This is a genomic window from Nonomuraea composti (assembly GCF_012034275.1).
GTDB classification, from domain to species: Bacteria; Actinomycetota; Actinomycetes; order Streptosporangiales; family Streptosporangiaceae; genus Nonomuraea; species Nonomuraea composti.
On the sequence record NZ_JAATEP010000054.1, the window covers coordinates 59,294 to 79,313 of the forward strand.

The window sequence follows — 20,020 nt, forward strand, 5'->3', positions numbered from 1 at the left end:
TGTCATGTCGTTACGGGGACGGTTCTGCTGTGGCGGCCGATGGGGCGGGTGGTCACGGTGCCCGTCCTCGGGTCCTGGCTGACCTCGATGCGGATGCCGTACGTGTCGGTGAGCAGGTCCTCGGTGAGGACGTCGGCGGGCGGGCCGTCCGCGCGGATGCGGCCCCGGTGCAGGAGCACCACGTGGTCGGCGATCTCGGCGGCCTGGTTGAGGTCGTGCAGGACGACGCCGATCGCCACCCCGTGCTCGTCGGCGAGGTCGCGGACGAGGTCGAGCAGCTCGACCTGGTAGCGCAGGTCGAGGAACGTGGTGGGCTCGTCCAGCAGCAGGACGCCGGTGTCCTGGGCCAGGCAGGTGGCCAGCCAGACGCGCTGCAGCTCGCCGCCCGACAGCTCGTCCACCGGGCGGTCCGCCATCTGGGTGACGCCGGTGAGCGCCATGGCCCGCTCGACGGCGGCGCCGCCGTCGGGGTCGGCGGCCCGCCAGCGGCGCCGGTAGGGGTGGCGGCCGTAGCCGACGACGTCGCGCACGCACACGCCGCCGGGCGTGGGGCGGCTCTGCGCGAGCAGCGTCACCCGGCAGGCGAAGTCGCGTGCGGACAGGGCCAGCGCGTCCGCGCCGTCGCCCAGCGTCACGGCGCCGCTGTCGGGGCGGTGCAGCCTGGACAGCGCGCGCAGCAGCGTGGACTTGCCGCTGCCGTTCGGGCCCACCAGGGCGGTCACGTGGCCCGGCCGCAGGGTGATGCGACCGTCCTCGACCACGGGGGTGCCGTGGTAGCTGAGGCGAAGCTCCGCGCCGCGGAGAGAGATCTCCTCGGTCATGGATCTAAGGTTAGGCTAACCTTGCCTGAGACGCCATGGCGGGGTGGGTACTCATGGTGATCGGGGTCGCCGTGATCGGGCTCACAGGCCGAAGGCGATCGTGGTTACGGACCCGAGGCGAACGTGGTCACAGGCCGAAGGCGCCGCCGTCGGCCAGGATGAACAGGCCGAGGCCGATCAGGACCACCGGCAGCAGCACGTGACCCCATCGGCTGAGCGCCCCGGCGACCACCCGCCGGGTGGCGAGGAAGCGCCCGGCGGCGCACCAGACCGCCACCAGGACGAGGAAGACGGCGGCGTGGACGGCCGTCCCGCCGTGGCCGGCGGTGGCGAAGACGGGCACGTACACGCCGATGTTGTCGCCGCCGTTGGCGAAGGTGACCGCGGCGACCTCCAGCACCTTCGGCCCGCCCGCGGGCCGGTCGGCCGGCCCTCCGGCGGGATCGTCGCCGTCGTGGCGGTCCCGCCACGCCTGCCACGCGGCCTTGATCCCGAGCGCGAGGGGAAGCAGTCCGAGGTAGGGGACGGCGGCGGGCGGCAGGAGCGCGGCGCCGAACCCGGCGGCGACGGCCACGGCGAGCAAACCGAGGAAGCCCAGGTACTGCCCCGCCACGACGCGGCGGGCGGCGCCCCGCCGGCCGGCTCCCTGGGCGAAGAACAGCGCCAGGACGAGGAGGTCGTCGATGTTGGTGACGGCGAACAGCCCGGTGGCCTGCCCGATGATGCCCAGGTTCACGTGGCCGCGCTTCCTTCCGCCCGATGCGTCCCGGTGACCCTAGCCGAACGGTGGCGGCAGGGTCTTGACAGCCGGACATGTATCGATAAAGTGGCTGCGCGTTTTACCGATAAACATCCCGTGTGAGAATGGTGCTCCGATGAGCGACAACGTCGTGCCCGCCGTCATCAACCTCGACGTCACCGGCCCGGTGATCAACCGGCACCTGTACGGTCACTTCGCCGAGCACCTGGGCCGGTGCATCTACGGCGGCTTCTACGTGGGCGAGGACAGCGAGATCCCCAACGAGGGCGGCATCCGCCTCGACGTCGTGGACGCCCTCAAGGCGCTGAACATCCCCAACCTGCGCTGGCCCGGCGGCTGCTTCGCCGACGAGTACCACTGGATGGACGGCATCGGGCCGAAGGACGAGCGCCCGGCGATGGTCAACACCCACTGGGGCAACGTCGAGGAGAACAACCACTTCGGCACCCACGAGTTCATGGCGCTGTGCGAGCTGCTGGGGGCGGAGCCGTACATCAGCGGCAACGTCGGCTCCGGCACCGTCAAGGAGATGAGCGACTGGGTCGAGTACCTCACCCGCGACGGCGACTCCCCGATGGTGCGGCTGCGCAAGCGCAACGGCCGCGAGCAGCCGTGGAAGGTGCGCTTCTGGGGGCTCGGCAACGAGGCGTGGGGCTGCGGCGGCAACATGTCGGCCCAGCAGTACGCGGCCGAGGCCCGCAGGTTCGGCACCTACTGCCGCGACCACGGCGACAACAAGCTCTACCGCATCGCCGCCGGCGCGAACGCCGGCGACTACGCCTGGACCGAGACGCTGATGAAGCAGCTCGGCGAGCTGGGCTGCGCCTACCGGCCGAACGGGTTCATGCAGGCGCTGTCGTTCCACTACTACACGATCCCCGGCCCGTGGCACGACAAGGGCGACGCCACCGTGTTCGGCACCGACGACTACTACCGCACGATGGTCAAGGCCGCGTACGTGGACGAGCTGATCACCGGCCACTCCAACGTCATGGACTGCTACGACCCCGGCAAGGCCGTGGGCCTGGTGCTGGACGAGTGGGGCACCTGGTGGAACGTCGAGCCGGGCACCAACCCGGGCTTCCTCTACCAGCAGAACACGCTGCGCGACGCCCTCGTGGCGAGCGTGCACTTCGACATCTTCCACCGCCACGCCGACCGCCTCGTCATGGCCAACATCGCCCAGACGGTCAACGTGCTCCAGGCCATGATCCTCACCGACCCCGACACCAAGGCGCTCGTGCTCACCCCGACCTACCACGTGTTCGAGATGAACAAGGGCCACCAGGACGCCGCCTCCCTCCGGGTCGACGTCAAGGACGCGCTCCCCACGCGCGACGTCGAGGGGACGAGCCTGACGACCGTGTCGGTGTCGGCCAGCCGCAAGGACGGCAAGGTGCTGATCTCGCTGTCCAACCTGGACGCGGACGCCGCCGCGGACGTCGAGCTGGACCTGCGCGGCGGCACCGTGGCGGACGTGCGCTCGCGCATCCTCACGGCCGGCGAGCTGCAGGCGCACAACACGCCGGGCGCGCCCGAGACCGTCGCCCCGCGCGCGTACGAGCAGGTCAAGGCCACGAACGGCGGGCTGCGCGTGCACCTGCCCGCGCACTCGTTCGTCACGGTCGAGGGCCGGGTCGGCTGAGCCGTCATGGCAGGGGAGAGCGCATGGTGACCATGGAGGACGTCGCCCGGCTGGCCGGCGTGTCGAAGATGACCGTGTCGAACGTGGTCAACAACCGCGCCGGGGTCAGCGAGCCGGTCCGCCGGCGCGTGCTGGAGGCCATCCGCCGGTCGGGCTACCGCGTCAACGTCTCCGCCCGCACGCTCAAGTCCGGCCGGACCGGCGTGATCGGCCTCGCCGTCCCCGACGTCGAGGCCGCCTACTTCGGGCACCTCGCCTCCCACGTGATCGCCGAGGCGCGGCGGCGCGGCTTCCACGTCGCGATCGAGGAGTCGGGCGCGAACGCCGGCGGGGAGGCCGACGCCGTCACCCGCTCCCGCACCCTGCAGTTCGACGGGCTGATCCTCAGCGCCGTCGCGCTCGACCGGCTGGAGGAGCCCGCCGACGCCCACTACCCCCTCGTGATGCTGGGGGAGCAGGACTTCGGCGGGCGCTTCGACCACGTCGCCATGCCGAACGAGGAAGGCACCCACGCCGCCACCGCGCACCTGGCCGACCAGGGCTGCCGCCGGATCGCGATCGTCACCGGCGGCAGCCTCGAAGGCGTGAACATGGTGAGCCGCCGCTACCGCGGCTACCGGGCGGCGCTCGCCGAGCGCGGCCTCGACGCCGGCCCGCCGCTGCTGTTCGTGCTCGACGACATGAGCATGGAGGCCGGCCGCGCCGCCGCCCACCGCCTGGCCGACTCCGGCCTCGGCGTGGACGGCGTCGTCGCGGTGACCGACACGGTCGCCCTCGGCCTCCTGCGCGGCCTGGCCGATCGCGGGCTGCGCGTCCCCGGCGACGTGCGGGTGGCCGGCTTCGACGACGTCCCGCCGGCGGCGTACGCGGTGCCGTCCCTGACCACGGTGGCCCCCGACCACCGGTGGATGGCGGCCAAGGCGGTCGAGCTGGTCGTCCGCCGCATCGCGGCGCCCCTGCGCCCCACCGGCCGGTACGTGGCGCCGTTCCAGCTCGTCGTCAGGGAGTCCAGCGCCGCCGGGTGAACGGCGGGCCTGCTCGCGCCGGGCGCCGCGCGTAACGTACGGAGGTATGACTCACACTCACGATGAGGACCCGGCGTGTGAGGTGGCGCACAGCGCGGCGCCAGCCGCGGAGGGCGGGCGGACGCTGGTCGCCGTCTTCGCCTCCCCCGTGGCCGATCACCTGCTGAGGTTCGGGGCCGAGCTGGGCTTCCGCACCGTCCTGTACGAGCCCGACCCCGGGCGGCACCTGGCGGGGTTCCTGCGGGTGCCCCGCCTGGACGACCATCTGGACGGCACGGCCGACGTGGTGCTCACCGACCACCACCGCGACGAGATCGGGCCGATCCTGCGGGACGTGCTCAAGTTCCCCGTCCGCTGGGTGGGGATCATGGGCAGCGCCCGCCACACCGCGCCGCACGTCTCGGCGCTGGCGGAGCTGGGGGTGCCGCCGGAGGAGGTGGTTCGGGTGCACCGGCCCATCGGCCTCAACATCGGCTCCCGCACGCCGGCGGAGATCGCGATCGCCACGCTGGCGGGCCTGATCGCCGACCGCAACGGCCGCCCGGGCGGCTTCACCTTCTGAAGGCGGGCCTCGGCCCCCCGCGGAGCCGAGGCCCCGCCCTTACTCCTGGACGAGCGGGAGCCGCCGCAGGCCCGTCATCGTCGGCGTCGGGATGAACTCCACCGGATCATCAGGATCCGTGCGCAGCCGCTCGAACCGGTCGAGCAGGATGTTCAGCGCCACCCGCCCCTCCAGCCGGGCCAGTGGGGCGCCCAGGCAGAAGTGGATGCCCCGCCCGAAGGCCAGATGCGGGTTGGGGTCGCGGCGCGGATCGAACGTCTCGGGGTCGCGGAACTGGCGGGGATCCCGGTTCGCCGCGGCCACCCAGCACATGACGAGCTGATCGGCCGGGATCGTCACGCCGCCCAGCTCGACCTCGCGGGTGGTGGCCCGGCCGAGCGCGGCGAACGGTGTGAACAGCCGCAGCGACTCCTCGATGACGGCCGGGATCGACGAGCGGTCGGCCCGCGTCAGGTCCTGCTCCTCCGGATGTGCGTCGAGGCACAGCACCGTGTTGCCGAGCAGCATCGTCGTGGTGATGTGCCCCGCGATCAGCAGCACGATCGCGAAGTTGACCACCTGGTCGTCCGGCAGGCGCTCGCCGTCCACCTCGGCCTGGACCAGCTTGGTGAGCAGGTCGGCGCGCGGCTGCTTGCGCCGCTCGGCGGCGTGGCCGGACAGGTAGGCGGTCATCTCCTTCCACGGCTTCATCACCACCGCCATCTCCGCCTGCCGCTCCTCCTCCGGCCTGCTGACGGAGACCTTCGCATCCCGCTGGAACAGGGCGTCGGCCCACTGCTTGAACAGCGCGCGGTCACTGCTCGGGATCCCCAGCAGCTCGGCGATGACGATGACCGGCAGGGGGTAGGCCAGGTCGGCCACGAGCTCGAACCGCTCCCGATCACGCGCCGCGTCCAGCAGCTCATGGGTGAGCGCGGCGATCCTGGGCTCGAGATCCGCGACGACCTTGCGGGTGAAGGCGCTGCTGACCAGCTTGCGCAGCTTGCCGTGCTCGGGCGGGTCGATCTGGGTGATGAAGCCGTCCAGGGAGAAGTCGTCCTTGGACGGCAGCATGGCCTGGGGGACCACGCGCATGGTGTCGGAGGAGAACGTCGCCGGGTCGCCCAGCACCTCGTGCAGCTCCGGGTAACCGTAGACGTTCCACATTCCGGCGTCGGCCGCGAACTCCACCGCCGGGCCCGATCGGGGCCCGTGCAGCCAGAAGTGTTGTACGGGGATGTCGTACCGTTCGACGATGTCGGCCATCGCCTCTCCTTGTTGTCGATCCCTCGATGGAGACGTACTCAGGAAGATCGGTCGCGGTACTCCTGCCAGCGCTGGAGCATCCCGTCGCCGTCCTGCACGGTGAAGGCGAAGAAGTCGCGGGTCTCCTCCAGCCGGACCCGCTGGGCGGCCCGGCCCTCGTCGAGGATCGACAGCCCGTACTCCAGCGTCTCCAGGCTCTGCTTGACCAGCTCGAGCTGGACCCGCAGGATCTGCGCCCACCCGCCGCCGACCGCCCGGTAGCGGTGCTCGCGGCCGGCCGTCGGGACGCGCTCGATGATGCCCCCCGCCTCCAGTTGCCTGGCGACCGTGCTGACGGCGGTCTTGCTGAGGCTGAGCTCCGCCGCCAGGTCGGTGAGCGAGGGGTCGGGCGGGTCGCAGATCATCAGCCACGCCCACAGGCGGCCCATGCTGCGCGTGGCGCCCAGGCGCTCCATGACCAGGCCCATCCGGTCGACGAACTCGCTCTCCGCAGGCTGCACGGTCGTAAACTCCGCAACGATCGTCAAGTACGTACTTTACGTACTGTACGCCGAAGCCCCCGGCACGGGAAGGGCACGGTTACGCGGGAATCACTGGGACTGGCCGGCGACCTCGTCGATGCGGACGAACGTGGCGTCCTGGGCGGCGGCGCGCGCACCGAGGACGTGCCCGTCGCACATCCTCGTCACCGTGCCCGCCCGGTCGATCACCTTCCACGTGGCCGGTTCCGCGCACGGCCGGCCCGGCCGGTCGTAGCTCCACGTGCGGTGGCAGACGCGGCACTCGGAGATGCCCGCCCGGGACGAGAGCGTGTTGCCGTGCTCCGGGCACACGGCCCACGGCAGGCCGCACGGCTGGACCTGCAGCCGGGCCAGCTCCGCCGCCGAGCGTTGCAGATCCTCGGCGGCCCTGGCCAGCCAGCCCGCGGCCTGGCGCGCGTCCACGAGGGGATCGGGGGCGGCCGGGTCGCCGGGCGTGCCGCCGCACAGTGCCCAGACCTCGGCGGTGAGCGCCTCGGCGCGGGTCGCGAGGGCACGCAACTGCTCGGGTGTGACGGTCATGCGGGCTTCCATCTCGCAGGGGCCGTCGCGGGGTACGGCCGGAACTGGTCGCTGGAATGGACCCTACGTCCTGCCGGCCGCCGCCGCGTCTCAGGGCCTGGCCACCGCCTGGAGAATGCTGTACCGGCCAGAGGTGGGGGTGACCTCCTCCGGCTCCCAGCCGCCCGCGCGCAGCAGCTCCCCGTACTGTGACCGGGACCGCTCCCTGCCGCCGAGCAGCACGAGCATCGCCAGGTCCGACAGGTGCACGTGCGAGGGCGCCCACGGCTCCGGCAGCAGCGTCTCCACCAGCAGCAGCCGCGCGCCGGGGGCGGCCGAGCGGCGGCAGGCGGCCAGGATGCGCACCGCGTCCTCGTCGTCCCAGTCGTGCAGGATCCACTTCAGCAGGTACAGATCGCCCTTCGGCACCTCTTCCAGGAAGTCGCCGCCCACCAGGTCGATCCGGTCCGCCAGCGGGGAGCCTTCGAGCCGCCGCCGGGCCGCCTCGATCACCGGCGGCCGGTCGAGCAGCACCCCGGTCGCCGACGGGGCCTTGTCCAGCAGGGCGAGGAGCAGCACGCCGTACGCGCCGCCCACGTCCACCAGCCGCTCGTACGCCGAGGGGTCCACGGCCGCCGCCACGTCCGCGGCCACCTGCGCCGACTGCTCACCCATGCCCAGCGCGAAATGCTCGGCCTCCTCCGGGTGGGTGGCCAGATGCTCCCAGAACGAGTGGCCGAGCAGCGCGGGCGCGACCGGGCCGCCCGTCCTGACCGCGTGCTCGAAGTCCCCGACCAGCCGCCACACCGTGGGGGAGCCGTAGGCGACGGCCAGCTCGCGGATCGCGGTCGGGGAGTCGGAGCGCAGGCACGCGCCCGCCTCCGTCAGCCGGTAGTGGTCGGGCTCCGTCTCCGCCATCAGGCCGAGCGTGGCGGCGGCCCGCAACACGCGCAGCAGCGCGCCGGGGTTCGCGCCGACGGCCGCCGCCACGTCGTGCGCGGAGCGGGGCCCGGCGGCCAGCTCGTCGGCCACGCGCAGGCGGGCCAGGACGAAGATGATCTGCGAGTGCCAGAAGCCGCTCAGCAGCCGATGAACGTGCTCCGCGGGGGAGGATGCCTGCCCGTCGCGGTCCTGTTGCCCGGTGCCGGCGTACGACATGGACTCACTATGACATCCGGGACGGATGGTGTCATGGGTGATGGGTTGCCGCTTGCCGCGATTGTCAAAACCCGTTAACGAGAGGTGTACTGCCTTCCGGAAAGCTGATCTTCTGGATCGAGCGCGAGGGAGGACCGGTGGACTTCGCGATCCTGGGCACCATCCGCCTCAACGGCCCCGAAGGCCGGGTCCGGCTCAGCCGCAAGCAGCGGGCGGTCATCGCCGCCCTCCTGCTCCACCCGAACGCCACCGTCTCCACCGAGCGGCTCATCGCCGCCGTCTGGGACGACCCGCCCCGCTCCGCCGTCGCCAACATCCAGACGTACGTGCACCAGCTCCGCCGCCTCCTGGACGGCAGCGGCCTGGAAGTACGCACCGAAGGATCCGGATACGTCTGTGAGGTGCCGCCGGGGCGGCTCGACCTCCAGGCGTTCGAGGAGGGCCTGCGCCGCGCCCGCGCCGCACGCGCGGCCGGCGACCTGGAGGCGGCCGAACGCGAGTACGCGGCCGCCATCGCCCTGTGGCGCGGCACCCCCGCCGAGGACGTGCCGCTCAGCCGGGCCCTCGCGCCGCGCATCACCGAGCTGGAGGAACGCCTGGAAGTGGCCCGGTCGGAATGGGTCGACGTCCGGCTCGCCCTCGGCCGCGAGGATCTTGTCGCCGAACTCCGCGCCCTCGTCGCCGCCCACCCGCTGCGGGAGCGATCCTGGGAACAGCTCGTGGTCGCCCTGCACCGCAGCGGCCGGCGCGACGAAGCCCTCGACGCCTTCCGCCAGGCCCGCGAGCTGTTGGTCGCCGAGCTCGGCATCGAGCCGGGCCCGGAGCTCCGCCGCCTCCACGCCGCCCTGCTGGCCGGCTCCGACGACCTCGCCCCCCGCCCGGAGCCGCGCCGCCCGCGCGCCACGCTGCGGGGGCACGACGACCCGGACGCCCGATCGGAGTCGCGCCGTCCGCGTGCCGCGCTGTCGGGGCGGGACGACCCCGACGCCCGCTCGCAGTCGCGCCGGCCGCGTGCCACCCCGAACCCGGACAGCGATCCCGAGAGGTGGGCGGGACCGGGGCCGCATCGGGTGCGGGACCCGGAGGTGGCTGCCGTGCCTGCGCCGTTCCGGAGGCTGTGCCAGCTGCCCGCCGACACCGCCGACTTCGTCGGGAGAGAGGCGGAGATCGCCGAGCTGACGGCGCTGCTGCGAGCCCGGGAAGGACGCCTCAGCCCGCCCATCGTGATCGTCTCCGGCCTGCCCGGCATCGGCAAGACGACGCTCGCCGTCCACCTCGCCCACCTGCTGCGCGCCGACTACCCCGACGGCCAGCTCTTCGTCCGGCTCGGCCAGGACGCCCGCGGCCCGCGCGAGCCCGGCGAGCTCCTGGACGTGCTGCTGCGCTCCCTCGGCCTCGACGGCGCCGCCATCCCCGCCTCCGCCGAGGAACGCGCCCGGCTCCTGCGCCAGCGGCTCGCCGACCGGGCGGTGCTCGTCGTGCTGGACGAAGCCGTCGAGGAGGCCCAGCTCCGCCCCCTCCTGCCCGGCACGCCGCGCGGCGCCGTCCTGGTGACCTCCCGCTCCCGGCTGCCCGCCCTGGAAGGCGCCGAACGGCTCGCGCTCGACCTGCCCGGCGAGAAGGACGCCCGGATGCTGCTCGAACGCGTGGCCGGCCCCGGCCGCATCGGGACGGCGCCCGGCGCGGCCGAGCAGATCCTGCGCTCCTGCGGCCGGCTGCCGCTGGCCATCCGGGTCGCGGGCGCCCGCCTGGCCACCCGCCCGGTGTGGCCGGTCAGCGAGCTCGCCACCCGGCTGGCCGGTCGCGGCCTGGACGAGCTGGTGGTGGGCGGCCTGGACGTCCGCGCCACCTTCGAGCCCAGCTACGCGGCCCTCCCCGAATCGGCCCGCCACGCCTTCCGCCTGCTGGGGCTGGCGGGCCTGGACAGCGTCGCGGAATGGTCGGTCGCTGCCCTCCTCGGCCCGCCCACGTCCGGACGGGACGGCCCGTTCGGTCTGGAGGCGGATGCGGCGCTGGAGACGCTGGTCGCCCGGGGGATGCTCACCTCGACCGAGGTGGACGGCGCCGGCCAGCCCCGCTACCGCCTGCACGACCTGCTCCGCGTGTACGCACGGGAGCGGGCCGAGGCGGAGGAGTCCCCGTCGCGGCGACGCGAGGCGCTGACCAGGCACGTGCTGGAGTGCCTGCGCCGCACGAAGGCCGCCACCCACCACCTGCCGATCCCCCTCGCCCCGCCCTACCCGGACACGCCCGCCCCGGCCCCCTCCACCGCCGCACCGATCGGCCGGGCCGCCGACGCGCGATCCGGGCAGACCAACGGCGCACCGGCTGGGCAAGCTCCCCAGGACGGGGCGGTTCGCGGGATGCGGGTCGGCGCGGCGTGGCTGGCGGCCGAGCGGCGGACGTTGATGCTCGGCGTCACCACGGCCGCCGAGCTCGGGCTCGTGGGCGTCGCCGCGGAGCTGGCCCACCACCTCACCGCGTACCTGCTCATGGACCGCTTCCTCGACGACGCCGAGCACGTGCAGCGGGTCGTGCTGGGGCTCGGCGACCAGCGGGCGGCGCTGCGGGCGAGGCTGCTGCTGGTCGCGGTGGACATCGAGCGGGGCCGTTACGAGCGGGGCGAGGCGGAGTGCGGCGCGCTGCTGGCGGACCTGGGGCGCGCCGGCGACGGGCACGGCGCCGCGTACGCGCTCATCAGCAGGGCCGCCGCCCGCCACGGCATGGGCCGGCTGGAGGAGGCGCTGGCCGACGCGTACGCCTCGCTCGACCTGCTGGCCGCCCACGGCGACACGGCGGGCCTGGCGTACGCGTGGACGTGGCCCGTCTGGATCCACCTCGAACGGGGCGAGCACGGCCGGGCCGTGGAGATCGCCAGGACGCGGCTGGCGGTGGCCCGCGACGAGGACCACACGATTCGCGGCAACCTGCTGCGCGCCCTCGGCACCTCCCTCTACCAGCAGGGGGAGACGGCGGAGGCCGTCGCGTGCTACCGGGAGAGCCTGCTGACCGCGCGGGCGACCGGCGACCGGGGCGAGATGAGCAAGGTCCTGCGCCGGCTTGGCGAGGCGCTGGGCGCGCTGGGCCGCTTCGACGAGGCGGCCGAGACGCTGGGGGAGAGCCTGCGGTTGTTCGTGGAGTGCGGCGACGCGGTCGGTGAGGCGCTGGCCGGGCACGCGCTGGGCGTCGTGCGCCTGCGCCAGGGCGATCCCGGCCGGGCGCTCGGGCATCTGCGGTCGGCGCTGGAACGGCTCGGCGGCGACGGGCCCCAGGTGTGGCGGGCCCGCACGCTCAGGGAGCTGGGCCGGGCACACGCCTTGCTGGGCCGTCCGGAGGAGTCGGCGGCGGCGTGGCGCGGCTCGCTCGCCCTGTTCGGCGACGCGGCGGAGGCCAGGCAGGTGGCGGCATACCTGGCCGAATGACCTCCCCCTTGCTGCCCGTGGCGTGCGGAGGTCATTCCTGGAGGCGCCAGACGACGGGGGGCTCCTGGGTGCCGGACAGGCGGGCCTCGCGGCGGGCCAGGCCCGGTGTGGCGCCCTCGGCGACGGGGGTGCCCGACGGCGACAGGGCGACCCACACCCCGGCGGGCGCGTCCGCGTTCGCGAGCCGCAGGGCCCGGTCGATCAGGGGACGGGCCGGCGGCGGGGTGGTGCGGGCCAGCCACCGCCGCCAGTACAGCCACTGCGCGACGATCAGCGGCCCGAGCACGGTCAGCAGCGGCATCGGCCGTCCGCCGGTGAGGACGAAGGCGATGGAGGCGGCCAGCAGCACGGCCTCCAGCCCGGCCGCCGCCCACGCGGCCGCCTTGCCGTAGGCGCGCAGCGCCACGACGGGCCAGACCGACAGCATCAGGCAGTCGCCGAGCCCGATCAGCGACGGGTTCGGGCCGTGGGAGGTGGCCAGGACGGGCGCGAACGGCAGGCCCTGCATGCGCTGGACGAAGTCGGCGGTGAGCGAGCTCATCCCGGTCGCCAGCGTGTCGTACACGGTGAGGGCGGCGGCGAGGGCGGCGATCTGGGCGGGGGTGACGGCGGCCTGCGCCCACAGGTTGACCACGCCCACGACGAGCAGGATCAGCAGCGCGTCGTTGACGGCGAGCAGCGCCAGGGGCAGGCCGGCGAGGTAGGCGGCGACGTCGGCCGCGCACAGCGCCAGCGCCGCGATCATGGCCCACCGGCCGCCGAGCACGGGGGCGAGCGTGAGCTGGGTCAGAGTGAGGACCACGAGCCCGAAGATCGACACCACGACCCCGGCGGGCACGTGCAGGTACGCGAACGGCAGCACGACGAGCGCGGTCACCATGACCGCGATGTCCGCGCCGACCATCCGGCCGACGGGCGGGCGGGGGATGGCGTAGCGGCCCAGGTAGCCGACGGCGAGCGCGACGGTGAGGGCGACGAGCGCGTACAGCGCCAGGACGTTCGGGGTCATCACAGTCCTCGCTCGAAGCTGAGCTCCAGCAGGTCGGCGCGCAGCCGGCAGGGCTCGGGCAGGTCCTCGGCGGTCTCGACCAGGACGATGCCGGTCAGAGGCGCCCCGTGCGCGCGTTCCTCCAGGCGGCCGAGCAGGCCGGGGTCGTGTTTGCCCGCGACCACGTAGAGCAGGTCGCCGTCCAGCGCGTACCGGGTGGGGAGCGGCAGCGCGGGCTCGGCCTGGAGCAGGTCGAGGACGTCCCGGGTGGTGAGCCCGCCGGGGGAGCGGCGGCCGAGCACGCGGGAGGTGGCGGGCAGGGCGGCCAGCGCGCACGTGGGCGTCTCGCCTTCGGGCAGGACGCGGACGAGGTCGCCGGTGACGTACCTGAGCAGGAGCGTGGTGTCGCGGAACGTCGAGTACGGGGTGACCACGATCGTGCCGATCTCGCCGGGGGCGGCGGGGGCGAGCGTGACGGGGTCGAGTATCTCGACCAGCCCCTGGTCGGGCGGCAGGTGCAGGTGCCCGTCGGCGCAGACGCGGCCGGAGACGGGCGCGATCTCGGTCATGGAGTAGCCGTCGCGGACCTCCGCCCCGAACACCTGCTCGGCCCGCTCGCGCAGCGCGTCGGTGAGCACCTCGCCGCCGGACCAGATGGTGGTGAGGGCGAAGTCGCCGGCCTTCCAGCCGCCCCGGTCCGCCTCCTGCACGAGCGCCGCCAGGTAGGAGGCGGTCAGGTTGAGGTGGGTGATCTGCGGGCGTTTGCCCGGTACGTGCAGCGGGGTCGCCAGCCGGTCGAGCGTCGCCGCCGGGTCGATGGCGCCCAGGTGCGCGAAGGCCGCCCCGGTCCGGGTGACGGCCCGCTCGGTGAGGATCTGCGCGATGGATCGGGAGCTGATCGCGTTGGCCCACACGTCGTCGGAGCGCAGGTTCCCGGCCATCATGAGGGCGAGCGCCGACAGCGACGACATCAGCTCGATCTCGTACGCCGAGAACCAGACGAGCGTCGGCGTACCCGTCGTGCCCGTGGTGTGGGCGAGCACGGCCGGCCTGGCCCGGTCGGAGACGAAGGCCGCGGGCCTGCCGCGCAGGTCGGCCTTGGAGGTGGGGGCGATCGTGGCCAGGGTGTCCGGCGTGATGGAGGCCGGATCCACGCCGTTCGCCGCGAACCAGTGCCGGTAGTAGGGGCTCTCCGCCGCCGCGTGCCGCACCGTGCGCCGCAGCCGCCGCCGGGTGAGGTCCTCCTGGAGCTCGGGGTCGTTGCCCGCGAGCAGGTCGTCGGCCCCTTCCCCGGGCGAGCCGAACGTCTCCAGGGTCTCGCGCATGTCGTCGACCAGCGCGCCCACGTCCCGCAGGCGGAACCTGCGCCCCGACATCATCGACCAGGCATAGCCGAGCTGGCGTACCGCGGTCCCGAACACGCCTCGTCCCTCCGCTCGTGGGTGTCCCCCGGGAGACGCCCTCCCGGGGGTTCACTCGTCCTCGTCAGCCGTTCAGCACGAAGATGGCGGTGGAGAGGGTGCTGATGGCGTACTTCGCGTAGCGACGGGCCGTCTTGACCATAGGGATCTCCTTGGTACTCAGGGGGCGCACCGGGTGGCGCCCTCTGCGGTCAAGGATGTGAGCGGCCGCCAGAGACTTCCTACACAACCACTACAAAGGGCACGATCTCCGGTAGTGAGCGGGCGTCGAGGCGGGAGCTGTGGCGAGATGACTGCTGGAACGAAGCCGCGCCGCCGCCGGGCGCTCGTCGTGGCGGCGGTGCTCTGCTCGGTCGCGGCGCTGGCGGTGGCGGCGTACGGGTGGAAGCACGAGCACGACCGGGCCTCGGCCCTGGAGCGGGCCGCCCTGGCCCGCGGGCTCGCGCTGCACGCGGCCGAGCTGCGCGAGTCCGACCCGGGCAAGGCGGCGGAGGTCGGCGCCGCCGCGATCGCCGTCGCCAATGACGAGCTGACGCGCCGCGGGCTGGTGGACAGCGTGCTCCGGAACAGGCGCGAGCCGCTGACCGACCCCATGTACGCCAACCAGTCCGTGGCGCTGAGCGCCGACGGGCGGATCGCGCTCGCCGAGGACGCGGGCGGGGTCGGCGTGTGGGACCTGACGACCTGGCTCAGGCCAATCGACGGCGACATCGACAGCGACGGGGGCGGCGGCGGTGACGACGCGGCCGGCCGCCAGGCTCTGCTGAAGGGGCATCGCAAGGAGGTGAGCGCGGTCGCGCTGGCCGCCGACGGCCGCACCGCCCTGACCGGCGACGAGAGCGGCGCGATCCTGGTGTGGGACCTCGCCCGCCCGGCGCGGCCCGTCCGCGCGGCCACGCTCGCCAAAGGGGGGAAGGGCGGCGGGATCCGGACGCTGGCCCTGTCCGGGGACACTCGGCTGGCCGTCGCCGGTGACGACGACGGGCGGGTGAGGATGTGGGACCTGTCCGACCGCTTCCGCCCGGCCCGCCTGCCGGACATCCCGATCGGCGCGGGCGGGGTGGAGGAGCTGGCGCTGAGCGCGGACGGCAGGACCGCCGCCGTCGTCGCCGACGCCGACAGCGGAGTCTCGACGACGATCTGGGACCTGACCGATCCCGGCCGCCCGGTCAAGGCGGCCGCTCCCGCGTTCACCGGCCCCGCCGCGGCCATGGACATGAGCGCCGACGGGCGGACCGCGCTGCTCGCCGACCTGATGCGGCTCGACGCCTGGGAGATCCGCGACCCCTCGTACCCCCGTCAGGTGGGGGTCGTGACCGATGTGGACGTGACCGAGATCGCCCTGACCTCGGACGGCAGGCTGGCCTTCGTCGCCGGCGACTCCGGCGAAGGTGTCCTGCTGGATCTGTCCCGGCTGTCGCGCCCGGTCCGGGTGGCCACGCTGAGCGGTGAAACGGAGAGCATCGGCGACGTGGCCCTGAGCGGTGACGCCCGGGTCGCCCTGATGTCGAGCTGGGACGGAGGCGTCCAGTTCTGGGACCTCACCGGGCTGGCCGGCCTGGCCGCCCATCCGCTGGACGAGTACTGCGAGACCAGGCGGCCCGAACTGACCTGGGAGGAGTGGAGCAGGCTCACGGGCGGCGCGGACTGGGAGCCGTTCGGCGGTTACGGGACGGTCGCCATGTACCCCTGCCACGCGCGCAGTGGACCTTGACCCGGAGCCCGGTCTGCCCGATATTCGCGGTATCGGACAGGCGATGAGGGGGAGCGCATGAGGATCGTGGAGCTCGTCTCCGTGGACGGTTACGTGGCCTTCGACCTCGACTGCCCGACGAGCGCCGGCGGAACGCGGCTCGCCCCCGACGTGACGGCCGGGGAGGCGGGGCTGCTGGCGCGGGCGATGACGTACAAGCTGGCCGTGCTGGGGGAGCCGATCGGCGGGGCCAAGGCGGTGCTGCGGGCCGGCGACGAAGACCGGGACGCGGTGCTGGAGCGCTACTGCCGGGAGATCACCCCGATGGTCGAGAAGGGCGACTTCCTCACCGCCTCCGACCTGGGCACCCGGACGGAGGACTTCGCCTCGCTGCCCGACTACCGCCCCGGCTCGGTGATGCACCAGGAGGTGGGCGGCGAGCCGGTGGACACGATGGTGACGGGTCTCGGCGTGGTGGTGGCGGCGCAGACGGCGCTCGGCGGGCTGGCGGGGCGGACGCTGGCGGTGGAGGGGTTCGGCAAGGTGGGCGGCGCGGTCGTGCGCGAGGCCGTGCTGCGCGGCGCGCGCGTCGTCGCCCTGTCCACTTTGTACGGCTGCGTCGCCGACCCGGACGGCCTGGACGTGGCCGCGCTGGAGCGGCTGCGGGCCGAGCACGGCGACGCCTGCGTGACCCACCTAGGGCTGCCCGTGCTCCCGCCCGAGTCCTTGTACGAGGTGGCCGCGGACGTGCTCGTGCCCGGCGCGCGCACCGGGACGCTGACCGCCGAACGGGCCGGCCGGGTGCGCGCCCGCGTGGTGGCCCCGGCGGCGAACGTCCCCTACACCGAGGCGGGCCTGCGCGCGCTGCGGGAGCGGGGCGTGGTCACGCTCGCGGACTTCGTCTGCAGCGCCGGCGCCACGATCGGTTACCTGGGCGACCGCTCCGGCGAGGTCCACGACGCCGCCTCCGCGCGGGCCGTGGTGGAGGAGCGGATCGCCGCGCTCACCCGGCAGGCGATGGAGCACCCGGACGGGCCGTTCGCCGGGTCGTGCGAGGTGGCCGAGCGGTTCCTGGCCACCTGGCGCGACCCCGAGGGCCTGCCCGACGGCCCGCCCCTCGCCCCCGACGCCTGACCCGCCCGCAACGCACGCCCTCGACGCCTGGATCCCGCCGTCCTCATGGCCCGCGCGTGCCGAACGCGGACACGAGCGCGAACGCGCCGACCCCGACGAGCGCCGCCGTCGCGCCCGCGGACCCGAGGTCGAACAGCCGCCCGACCAGCATCTCCCCGGCGAAGGAGAACATGCCGGCGCAGAACGCCAGCACCCCGTAGTACGACCCGAACCGCTCGGGTGGCGCGTGCCGGGTGGTCCGCTGGAAGATCGACGGCTGGATGAGGCCGTTGGCCACGCCGTTCAGCACGGCCGCGACCATGAGCGGGCCGAGCTCCGTCCCGTCCAGTGGGGCGAGCACGAAGAACGCCCCGGCCGCGCAGAGCAGTCCGGCCCGCAGCACCCAGGGGCGCTCGCCGCGCCGCCCGGCGGCGACGAAGGGCTGCGCGGCGGCGGCGATGGCGGCCAGCGCGGAGAAGCACAGCGTGGCGGCGGCGGGCGCGAAGCCGAGCAGCGGCACGGCCGTCATGATGTGGTTGGCGAGCAGGGTCGTGGGCGCGGTCATCAGCGCGAAGAGCAGGAACGGGCGGTCGGCGAGCACGGCCCGCACGCCCGACAGCACCCCGGGGAGGGGCCCGGCGCGGCGCCCGGTCCTCGGCAGCAGGAGGAAGAGCACGCCGGAGATCGCCCACATGGCGGCGGCGGCCCCCGTCAGGAGCGCGAACCCGGGCTCCAGGGAGATCAGGGCGAGCCCCACGGGCGGCCCGGCGACGGTCGCGACGTGCTGCGCGGTGACGTAGGCGGCGAACCCCTTGGCCTGGTGGGCGGGCCCGACCCCGGCGAGCAGGCTCTGCGCGGCGGGGTTGTAGAGCGCGCCGCCGACGGCGAGGACGACGGCCGCGAACAGCAGCGCGCCGACCCCCTCGGCGGCCCCGAGCAACGCGAACCCGGCCGCGCGCAGCACGCAGGCGATCGCCCCGGTACGCCGCGCACCGATCCGGTCGGTCAGCGCCCCCACGGGCAGCAGGAGCGCGAACTGCAGCCCGGTGCGCGCCCCGAGGATCAACCCCGCCGTGCCGGCCATCAGCCCGAGGTCGTGCCGCAGGTGCGCGACCAGGTGGGCCATCACGGAGAAGAAGCCCAGGCAGCAGGCCACCTGGATGGCGACGACCGTGACGACGACCCGGCGGCCGGAGGGGTCCGCGACGGCGGGCGGGGAGACGGGGGCGGCGACTGTCACGGGACCCGAGCACACCAGAGCCGGGACCGATGGTCCAATATCGGAATCCGGCGGGACCGATACCCGATTCCGTATGCATGCCGCATCGGCGTGAACCGCTTGCAGGCGAAGGGCGAAGGGCGAAGGGCGAAGGGCGAAGGGCGAAGGGCGAAGGGCGAAGGGCGAAGGGCGAAGGAAGCCGACGATCCGCTGCGCACCGGCCACGAACGCCGGCGCGCCGTTCGGCCTGGCCGCCTTCCAGCGCCTGGCGCTCGTGGGCGCGCACATCTGACGATCCGGGACGGCGGTGGCCGGCGGCGGTACGGTGGTGGCCGCAGTTCCGTTTCCCGCCGCCGGCGGAGGTCGGCCGTGTCCCGGACGCACCAGGTGATCGCGGTGGCTCTCCTGCTCGTCACGACCCTGCTCGTCACGACCCTGCTCGTCACGACGGGGTGCAGGAGCGGGGCAGCTCCCGCGGAGCGGGCGGCCCCGTGCCGCTCGGAGGTCGTGCGGGGGCAGCCGCCCACGTGGGCGCGCGCCGGCTGCTGGCGGCTGCGGCTGAGCTGGAGCTCGCACACCGACACGATCGACCTGGAGTACGTGGCCCCGTCCTAGGGGTCAGGCCGTGTAAGGAAGCTGCTCGGGCAGCACCTCGCGCACGTCGGACGCGCGCAGCCGCTGCAGGACGAGGCGGCCGATGCGGGAGGCGCCGATCACGCCCACGGTGCGGTCGTGCAGCCCGGTGCCGTCGCCCGGCTGCCGCAGCGCCCTGTCGTGCCCGGCCTGTGCAGGACGGCCCGCAGCCGGGGCGCGGCGGTCAGTGATCCGCGCGTCGATGCGCGGGCAGCCCCAGCCGGTGAGCAGGAACTCCGCGCCGGCCGGCGCCTCGGCCGCGCCGGGGCCGTCGAAGGAGGTGAGCCGCAGCGCGTCATCCACCTCGGCGGAGCGGCGCGGCAACCGTTTCGTGTGCGGCCCGCCCGGCCGCCGCTGACCTGCACTATCGTGGAGGCCGAGTCCGGCACACTGATCCTGTGCCGGACTCGGCACCCCAGCGCCGCACCGGCTAGCTCTTGCTCCACACCGACGCGATCACGCCGTCCTCGGCGCTGAGGATCTGCGGCCGGTAGCCCATCGTCTTCAGCTGCGCCGCCTTGAGCGGGTACGTCACCTTCGACAGGCTCAGGAACTCCTTGACGCCCGTGGCCGCGCCCTTGCCCCACACCGTGGAGTACGTCTTGCCGGGGCCGACCGCCATGAGCACGGGCCGCAGGCCCTGCTTCGCCTTGGCCAGCAGCTCCTGGCCGCGCTGCTCCACGGTCTGGCCCAGCGTCACCTGAAGGGTGCCCGTGGCGGCGCCCGCCACCCAGACGGCGGCGTAGAGGGGCTTCTCCGCGGTGCCGTACACGTCGAGGGAGGCGAGGCTGTAGCCGACGGCGCCCAGCTCGGCGTTGACCTTGAGCAGCGTCTCCTTCGTCAGGGCCAGCTCCGACCTGACGAGCTGCGTGGTCTTCTCGAAGACGGCCGCGAACACGGCGGACGCGCCCGTGCCCGTGGCGGTGACCAGCTTGGGCCGGAAGCCCAGCTCGGCCTGCTCGGCGATGCGCCGGGGCAGCTCCGAGGCCGACAGGCCCTGCAGCACGCTGACCTTGCGGGTGGTGTCCTTGACCCACAGGGACGTGTACTGCGGGTTGGCCGCGTCGGTGACGTTCAGCGCCTGGGGCACGTACCCCTTGCCCAGCAGCTCCTTGACCCGCTGCACCAGCTTCGAGCCGCTGAGGGCGTCGAGGGAGAGCCAGTCGAGCACCTGTGCCTGGGTCTGGACGGCCTGGGTGCCGGCGGCGCTCGCGGGCGTGGCGACGCCCAGCAGGGGAGCGGCGGCGAGGGCCACGGCGGCGGTCAGTGCGGTCG

The 20,020-nt window shown here is 74.0% G+C and carries 18 protein-coding genes; 7 read left to right on the forward strand and 11 right to left on the reverse strand.

Going from position 1 to position 20,020, the window contains the following annotated elements:
* Nucleotides 1–2: 2 nt before the first annotated feature.
* Together HCN51_RS46365 and HCN51_RS46370 are read right to left on the reverse strand one after the other, a co-directional pair.
* Complete coding sequence (locus tag HCN51_RS46365; RefSeq protein WP_168018304.1) at nucleotides 3–821, reverse strand: ABC transporter ATP-binding protein; 819 nt, start codon at nucleotides 819–821, stop codon at nucleotides 3–5.
* A gap of 127 nt (nucleotides 822–948) precedes the next feature.
* Entirely contained in the window at nucleotides 949–1,557 is a 609-nt protein-coding gene (locus tag HCN51_RS46370) for a cadmium resistance transporter (protein WP_168018305.1), read from the reverse strand.
* A gap of 139 nt (nucleotides 1,558–1,696) precedes the next feature.
* Between HCN51_RS46370 and HCN51_RS46375 the strand changes: the two genes are divergently transcribed.
* From HCN51_RS46375 to HCN51_RS46385, 3 genes are read left to right on the forward strand one after another with little or no spacing between them, the layout of a single operon-like run.
* Nucleotides 1,697–3,226 (forward strand): alpha-N-arabinofuranosidase, encoded by a 1,530-nt coding sequence (locus tag HCN51_RS46375; protein ID WP_080041437.1) that lies wholly within the window; start codon nucleotides 1,697–1,699, stop codon nucleotides 3,224–3,226.
* A gap of 23 nt (nucleotides 3,227–3,249) precedes the next feature.
* Nucleotides 3,250–4,251 (forward strand): LacI family DNA-binding transcriptional regulator, encoded by a 1,002-nt coding sequence (locus HCN51_RS46380; protein ID WP_206068676.1) that lies wholly within the window; start codon nucleotides 3,250–3,252, stop codon nucleotides 4,249–4,251.
* 46 nt (nucleotides 4,252–4,297) lie between these two features.
* Nucleotides 4,298–4,813 (forward strand): XdhC family protein, encoded by a 516-nt coding sequence (locus HCN51_RS46385; protein WP_168018306.1) that lies wholly within the window; start codon nucleotides 4,298–4,300, stop codon nucleotides 4,811–4,813.
* Between the two features lie 39 nt (nucleotides 4,814–4,852).
* Here the strand turns inward: HCN51_RS46385 and HCN51_RS46390 are convergent, their stop codons facing one another.
* The 4 genes from HCN51_RS46390 to HCN51_RS46405 form a co-directional block, all read right to left on the reverse strand.
* Nucleotides 4,853–6,058 (reverse strand): cytochrome P450, encoded by a 1,206-nt coding sequence (locus tag HCN51_RS46390; RefSeq protein ID WP_168018307.1) that lies wholly within the window; start codon nucleotides 6,056–6,058, stop codon nucleotides 4,853–4,855.
* A 38-nt stretch (nucleotides 6,059–6,096) separates the two neighbouring features.
* On the reverse strand, nucleotides 6,097–6,585 hold the full coding sequence (locus HCN51_RS46395) for a GbsR/MarR family transcriptional regulator (protein WP_206068677.1): 489 nt from the start codon (nucleotides 6,583–6,585) through the stop codon (nucleotides 6,097–6,099).
* A 63-nt stretch (nucleotides 6,586–6,648) separates the two neighbouring features.
* Nucleotides 6,649–7,119: a hypothetical protein gene (locus tag HCN51_RS46400; RefSeq protein ID WP_168018308.1), complete on the reverse strand. Its 471-nt coding sequence runs from the start codon at nucleotides 7,117–7,119 to the stop codon at nucleotides 6,649–6,651.
* A 90-nt stretch (nucleotides 7,120–7,209) separates the two neighbouring features.
* Complete coding sequence (locus tag HCN51_RS46405) at nucleotides 7,210–8,256, reverse strand: methyltransferase (RefSeq protein WP_168018309.1); 1,047 nt, start codon at nucleotides 8,254–8,256, stop codon at nucleotides 7,210–7,212.
* Nucleotides 8,257–8,393: 137 nt separating this feature from the next.
* Here HCN51_RS46405 and HCN51_RS46410 point away from each other — a divergent pair, with 137 nt between their 5' ends.
* A complete protein-coding gene (locus HCN51_RS46410; protein WP_168018310.1) occupies nucleotides 8,394–11,678 on the forward strand; it encodes a BTAD domain-containing putative transcriptional regulator in 3,285 nt (1,094 codons plus the stop codon).
* 31 nt (nucleotides 11,679–11,709) lie between these two features.
* Here the strand turns inward: HCN51_RS46410 and HCN51_RS46415 are convergent, their stop codons facing one another.
* Both HCN51_RS46415 and HCN51_RS46420 read right to left on the reverse strand, forming a co-directional pair.
* Nucleotides 11,710–12,687: a hypothetical protein gene (locus HCN51_RS46415; RefSeq protein WP_168018311.1), complete on the reverse strand. Its 978-nt coding sequence runs from the start codon at nucleotides 12,685–12,687 to the stop codon at nucleotides 11,710–11,712.
* A complete protein-coding gene (locus HCN51_RS46420) occupies nucleotides 12,687–14,087 on the reverse strand; it encodes an AMP-binding protein (protein ID WP_168018312.1) in 1,401 nt (466 codons plus the stop codon). Before HCN51_RS46420 ends, HCN51_RS46415 begins: the two co-directional genes overlap by 1 nt.
* A 289-nt stretch (nucleotides 14,088–14,376) precedes the next feature.
* On the opposite strand from HCN51_RS46420, the gene HCN51_RS46425 reads away from it, so the two are divergent.
* Together HCN51_RS46425 and HCN51_RS46430 are read left to right on the forward strand one after the other, a co-directional pair.
* Nucleotides 14,377–15,801, forward strand: coding sequence for a WD40 repeat domain-containing protein (locus tag HCN51_RS46425; RefSeq protein WP_168018313.1), 1,425 nt, complete (start codon nucleotides 14,377–14,379; stop codon nucleotides 15,799–15,801).
* A 57-nt stretch (nucleotides 15,802–15,858) separates the two neighbouring features.
* Complete coding sequence (locus HCN51_RS46430) at nucleotides 15,859–16,914, forward strand: Glu/Leu/Phe/Val dehydrogenase (RefSeq protein ID WP_168018314.1); 1,056 nt, start codon at nucleotides 15,859–15,861, stop codon at nucleotides 16,912–16,914.
* Between the two features lie 43 nt (nucleotides 16,915–16,957).
* Here HCN51_RS46430 and HCN51_RS46435 read toward each other — a convergent pair whose 3' ends face one another.
* On the reverse strand, nucleotides 16,958–18,133 hold the full coding sequence (locus tag HCN51_RS46435) for an MFS transporter (protein ID WP_168018315.1): 1,176 nt from the start codon (nucleotides 18,131–18,133) through the stop codon (nucleotides 16,958–16,960).
* Nucleotides 18,134–18,481: 348 nt separating this feature from the next.
* On the opposite strand from HCN51_RS46435, the gene HCN51_RS46440 reads away from it, so the two are divergent.
* Entirely contained in the window at nucleotides 18,482–18,727 is a 246-nt protein-coding gene (locus HCN51_RS46440; protein ID WP_168018316.1) for a hypothetical protein, read from the forward strand.
* Nucleotides 18,728–18,730: 3 nt separating this feature from the next.
* Here HCN51_RS46440 and HCN51_RS58560 read toward each other — a convergent pair whose 3' ends face one another.
* Both HCN51_RS58560 and HCN51_RS46450 read right to left on the reverse strand, forming a co-directional pair.
* On the reverse strand, nucleotides 18,731–19,069 hold the full coding sequence (locus HCN51_RS58560) for a Rossmann-fold NAD(P)-binding domain-containing protein (RefSeq protein WP_206068678.1): 339 nt from the start codon (nucleotides 19,067–19,069) through the stop codon (nucleotides 18,731–18,733).
* A gap of 106 nt (nucleotides 19,070–19,175) precedes the next feature.
* On the reverse strand, nucleotides 19,176–20,020 hold an 845-nt coding region (locus HCN51_RS46450), incomplete at its 5' end, for a hypothetical protein (RefSeq protein WP_168018317.1).

What these genes read in the sequence shown, in the direction of transcription:
- HCN51_RS46365 (WP_168018304.1), bottom strand. Translation starts at nt 821, where the DNA reads ATGACCGAGGAGATCTCTCTCCGCGGCGCGGAGCTTCGCCTCAGCTAC.
- HCN51_RS46375 (WP_080041437.1), top strand. Translation starts at nt 1,697, where the DNA reads ATGAGCGACAACGTCGTGCCCGCCGTCATCAACCTCGACGTCACCGGC.
- HCN51_RS46380 (WP_206068676.1), top strand. Translation starts at nt 3,250, where the DNA reads ATGGTGACCATGGAGGACGTCGCCCGGCTGGCCGGCGTGTCGAAGATG.
- HCN51_RS46385 (WP_168018306.1), top strand. Translation starts at nt 4,298, where the DNA reads ATGACTCACACTCACGATGAGGACCCGGCGTGTGAGGTGGCGCACAGC.
- HCN51_RS46390 (WP_168018307.1), bottom strand. Translation starts at nt 6,058, where the DNA reads ATGGCCGACATCGTCGAACGGTACGACATCCCCGTACAACACTTCTGG.
- HCN51_RS46400 (WP_168018308.1), bottom strand. Translation starts at nt 7,119, where the DNA reads ATGACCGTCACACCCGAGCAGTTGCGTGCCCTCGCGACCCGCGCCGAG.
- HCN51_RS46405 (WP_168018309.1), bottom strand. Translation starts at nt 8,256, where the DNA reads ATGTCGTACGCCGGCACCGGGCAACAGGACCGCGACGGGCAGGCATCC.
- HCN51_RS46415 (WP_168018311.1), bottom strand. Translation starts at nt 12,687, where the DNA reads ATGACCCCGAACGTCCTGGCGCTGTACGCGCTCGTCGCCCTCACCGTC.
- HCN51_RS46425 (WP_168018313.1), top strand. Translation starts at nt 14,377, where the DNA reads ATGACTGCTGGAACGAAGCCGCGCCGCCGCCGGGCGCTCGTCGTGGCG.
- HCN51_RS46430 (WP_168018314.1), top strand. Translation starts at nt 15,859, where the DNA reads ATGAGGATCGTGGAGCTCGTCTCCGTGGACGGTTACGTGGCCTTCGAC.